A 3,023-nucleotide genomic window follows, 5' to 3' on the forward strand; every position below is an offset into this window, starting at 1 on the left:
ATGAAGACGAAGATCTCATAATACTCAACAAAGCCACCGGAATGCCTGTCCACCCGTCCCAGGGACACCATGAAAATACGCTGGCAAACGCCCTCGCGTACCGGTTTGCCTCGCGCGGCGAACATTTCGTGTTCCGTGCCGTGAACCGCTTAGACCGCGACACCACCGGTCTTCTGCTGATCGCCAAACATAAAATAAGCGGCGCATTTCTCTCCGCCATGACTGCAAAAAAAGAGATACGCCGCGAATATCTCGCGATTGTTGCCGGTAAACCAGAAGAATCCGGCACCATCGATCTGCCAATCGCCCGAAAAGATGGTTCCACCATCGAACGCTGCATCGATATGGATCATGGGGAACACGCCGTCACCCATTACCGGTGTCTCGATTACCGGGACGATCTCGGCTGCTCCCTCGTCCGGCTTCGCCTGGAAACGGGGCGCACCCACCAGATCCGGGTCCACATGAAAGCCATCGGGCACCCGCTTTTAGGGGATTTTCTATACAACCCGGATTACCGCTTCATCGGACGGCAGGCGCTTCACTCCTATACGGTGGCATTCCGGCATCCGATCACTGGGGAAGCAATGGAGTTTACGGCTCCGATGCCGGAGGATTTTTCCTTCTTCTATTAATACTGCTTCCGCAGTCCCTTCGGATAATGGTTTTTCAGCGTCCCGCCGCTCTTCTTGCCCCATCCGAGCGAATACCCGTCCACACTCACAAGGCACCAGCCTTTTCCGGCGTCTTCCTCAGAAAGCTGGATCGTCTCGCCGCGCAGGTATGCCGCCGTCTCCGGCGCGTCGGCAGACAGGTTCACGTTCTGTTTTACCTCCGATGGATGCAGGGCAAGTGCCAGCGCGTGGGACGGCTCAAAACGGTTTTTCTTAAATTCTCCCATCTGAAGCCCCGGGCGAAGCACCCGCAGCCCCTTAAAATCGACCATATTCTCCGGCGTCCGATAAAGCTGGTCGCCAAACATCGTCATCGTACTGTCCGCTGTCCATTTCTTCGGCTCAATAAATATCTCTTTGCAGAAATCCTCATAGACTGCCAGAAGCTTCTTGTCCTTCATCGAAGCCGGATATTTACGCTTCACGCTCTCCGGCTCGCCCGTTTTTCGAAGAAGTGCCGCATAATGGCCTTCTCCCTCGGTCCGGTGCGGCCAGATACGGACCGTTTTCTCGATTCCATCCGTCACGCCCGCCCCCCAGGCTGGAACGCCGTGCGAAAGTCCCGGATAGTCCGGCGTTTCCTCTAGCGCAAACTCTGGATGTGCCTCTAAGAAACGTCCGATCGCCTGCTCGTCCTCCTCCGGCGCAAACGTACAAGTGGAGTACACCAGCCGTCCGCCCGGTTTCAGCATCATCGCCGCATTTTCAAGAATCTCCTGCTGCCGCCCAGCACAGCGACGCACATTCTCCGGGCTCCATTCCGTGACCGCCGTCTCATCCTTGCGGAACATTCCCTCGCCGGAACACGGTGCATCCACGATGATCCCATCAAAAAATGCCGGAAAATACTTCGTCAGCCGCCCTGAATCTTCATTTGTCACAACCGCATTCCGGATTCCCATGCGCTCGATATTCTGCGAGAGAATCTTTGCACGCGCCGGATGGATCTCATTGCTCACCAGAAGTCCTTCTCCGCCCAGTCTCGCCGCCGCCTGCGTCGATTTTCCGCCCGGTGCCGCACAGAGATCCAGAATCATTTCCCCCGGTTGCGGGTTTAAAAGCGAAGCCGCAATCATCGCGCTCGGCTCCTGAATATAGTAAACGCCCGCATCGTGGTACGGATGACGCCCCGGACGCTCCTCCGCCCCATAAGCGAATCCCTCCGCCGCCCACGCAACCGGATTCAGAGAAAATGGAGCCGTCTTAGCAAATTCCGCCGGATCCGTTTTCAGTCCGTTCACGCGCAGTCCCTGTGAGCGCTCCTTGTCGTAACTGGCGATAAACGCATCGTACTCCCTGCCGAGCATCTGTTTCATTCGTTCAGTAAATGCTGCTGGTAAATTTATCATGGTTTTGTATTATCCTTCTTAATCAAACATATACTTCATCTTTCCTAAATAATAATACTATTACATAAACAGCAATTCCGTCAACTATTTCTGCCTCTTCTTTCCAGTATCTTTTCCGCCCCATTTTCCCACACTATCCTCATGATTCGATGGATATTTACGTTCGTTCTCCTCCCATTTTTTAGTTTCTCACTCACACGCGGATGCAATCTGTTTTCTTCCAATTTTTCCAATATCAGCATCGCACTGCACCGACGCGGGGAATTTTTTCTCTGGTGCCTGCTCTGCGGCGGCTTTTTCTACTCCCAACTCTCCCTGTACCGCCCCCGCCAGGCAAAATGCTGCCTGCTTCTCCTCACTGCCGCTGCCCTGCTGCCCTATACCCCGAAGCACCTCCCAGTCTGTGCTATCCTTCACACGCTTCTGGCGCTGGCGGCTGCACTGTTATTTCTTTATAATCTGTTTTATTTAAGCTTGCAGCTCTATCTTTCGTCCCCAGCTCCTGCCCGTTATTCCCAAACACCCTCCAATACTGCCTTTTTCAGCAAATTGACTCACTCTTTGGATTCTCCTGCTGCCCGTGGGCGCCTCTGCCTCCTGCTTCTCTGGATTTCTTGTGTTTTCTGTCTGGACAGCTGGATTTTATCGGGAATCATCAACAGTGCCATGGAAATTTGCCTGACCTTAACCGCTGGCGCACTGTTCTGGCTGTTTTTCCCTTCACTACGCCTGGCATCGAATCATCCGCATTCCCTGTTGTAATTCTTGCAAAGCGTTTTTAAAACATCTCCTTATCAACAAAAAAGCCAGTTCTATATCTCTCTTAATACACCAAAGATATAAAAACTGGCTTTTTACCATTCTTAGATTTTTATACCTGCTCCCTCATTTTAAGCAGATATGGTATGTAAACTTCCCGACATACAGAGCCGGAAACTTCACCGAACGCCCACCTTAGTACACAATCTTGTACTCGCTGGAACCTTCTCCATTTACCACA

At 52.6% G+C, this 3,023-nt stretch carries 3 protein-coding genes; 1 reads left to right on the forward strand and 2 read right to left on the reverse strand.

The window, feature by feature from the left end:
• Window positions 1–635, forward strand: a 635-nt coding sequence (locus QVO97_RS04600) for an RluA family pseudouridine synthase (RefSeq protein ID WP_288188936.1), incomplete at its 5' end; no start/stop codon positions are given.
• Here the strand turns inward: QVO97_RS04600 and QVO97_RS04605 are convergent.
• Both QVO97_RS04605 and QVO97_RS04610 read right to left on the reverse strand, forming a co-directional pair.
• Window positions 632–2,023, reverse strand: a complete 1,392-nt coding sequence (locus QVO97_RS04605; protein WP_022359213.1) for an RsmF rRNA methyltransferase first C-terminal domain-containing protein — start codon at window positions 2,021–2,023, stop codon at window positions 632–634. The genes QVO97_RS04600 and QVO97_RS04605 overlap by 4 nt on opposite strands.
• A 189-nt stretch (window positions 2,024–2,212) precedes the next feature.
• Window positions 2,213–2,440 (reverse strand): hypothetical protein, encoded by a 228-nt coding sequence (locus tag QVO97_RS04610; RefSeq protein ID WP_288188937.1) that lies wholly within the window; start codon window positions 2,438–2,440, stop codon window positions 2,213–2,215.
• Between the last annotated feature and the right edge of the window lie 583 nt (window positions 2,441–3,023).

It is taken from the genome of Clostridium sp. CAG:43, from assembly GCF_000434655.1.
Classification (GTDB): Bacteria; Bacillota; Clostridia; order Lachnospirales; family Lachnospiraceae; genus Otoolea; species Otoolea fessa.

Bases quoted from the DNA above. Each gene is read 5' to 3' on its own strand.
- QVO97_RS04605 (WP_022359213.1), bottom strand. From the start codon at position 2,023: ATGATAAATTTACCAGCAGCATTTACTGAACGAATGAAACAGATGCTC.